Genomic DNA, 1467 nt, shown 5'->3' on the forward strand with positions numbered 1-1467 from the left:
GCGACCAGGGAACAACTCGTTGAACTCTGGGAACAGGTCACGTTTAACCAGTTCAGAGTGAAGTGCCGCAACACCGTTAACTGCGTAAGTGCTGACTACACAAAGGTTAGCCATGCGAACCATACGCTGCGGTCCTTCTTCAATGATTGAAAGCTTGCGCTTCACTTCATTGTTGCCAGGCCATGTTTTCTCAACCAGCTTCATGAAGCGGTGGTTGATTTCGAAAATGATTTCCATGTGACGTGGAAGCATTTGAGCAATCAGAGACTCAGACCATGTTTCCAGAGCTTCAGGAAGTAGTGTGTGGTTTGTGTAAGCAAAGGTGTGAGAACAAATTTCCCATGCCTTGTCCCAGCCCAGCTTGTACTCATCAATCAGAACACGCATCAGTTCAGGGATTGCGATAGTCGGGTGAGTATCGTTCAGCTGGATAGTTTCAAGCTTAGCCAGATCTTCAATTGTGTTGCCAGCGCCAATGTGACGACGAAGGATGTCCGCTACAGAACATGCGCAGTGGAAGTACTGCTGCATCAGGCGAAGTGCTTTACCCTGATCGTGGTTGTCATTCGGGTACAGAACTTTAGTTACGTTACCCGCTTCAAGAGCCGGGTACTGAGCACCAACGTAGTCGCCGTCATTAAAGCGAGCCAGGTTGAAAGGTGCTGGAGAGCGACATTCCCACAGACGCAGTGGGTAAACGCTGTTATTGTCGTAACCTACGATTGGCAGATCCCATGCAATACCTTCAACAGTCATGCCTGGAACCCAGCGACGACAAGTGTGGCCGTTTTCATCAGTGTAAGATTCAACGTGACCGTAAAGATTAACAGTCTGAGCAAGCTCCGGACGGATAACTTCCCAAGGGTAACCCTCTGCACCACGCCAACCGTCTGGTGACTCTACCTGACGACCGTTTTCGAACGACTGACGGAACAGACCATATTCATAGTGCAGGCCGTAACCAATTGCAGGGTATTCCTGTGCAGCCAGGGAGTCCATGAAACATGCAGCCAGACGACCCAGACCACCGTTACCTAGTGCAGGGTCACGTTCTTCTTCAAGAAGGTCTGTCAGGTTCTGACCCAACTCTTCCATTACAGCCGCTACTTCTTCGTACAAGCCCATGCTGATCAGGTTGTTACCTGTCAGGCGGCCAATAAGAAACTCAAGAGATAGGTAGTTAACGCTGCGTGCTTTCTCTTCGGCAAGCTGCTTTTCAGTTTCAAGCAGGTTACCTGTGCTGATTTCAGCCAGTGCACGGCCCATTGCCATGTACCAGTTACGCGCGCTTGCTGTTTCAGGCGTTACTGCGTAAGTAGTTGTTAGGTGCTTTTCTACAGTCGCCTTAAATTCTGCTCTGTCGAATCGTTGTGTCTGACCATTTGTAGTCATGGTTCAATCTCTCTCTTAGGATTATTTCCAACTGCTGCCTATGTTGCCTTCGATAGTCCGGTTAAACATCCTCCC

Annotated in this window: 1 protein-coding gene; it reads right to left on the minus strand. The window is 49.4% G+C overall.

Features of this window, described 5'->3' with window-relative positions; genetic code table 11:
* Nucleotides 1-1392: glycogen/starch/alpha-glucan family phosphorylase (gene glgP / locus C942_RS24165; protein WP_036801866.1), on the minus strand; the 1392-nt coding region annotated here is incomplete at its 3' end.
* Between the last annotated feature and the right edge of the window lie 75 nt (nucleotides 1393-1467).

Origin of the sequence: Photobacterium marinum (assembly GCF_000331515.1) — a bacterium.
Lineage (GTDB): Bacteria > Pseudomonadota > Gammaproteobacteria > Enterobacterales > Vibrionaceae > Photobacterium > Photobacterium marinum.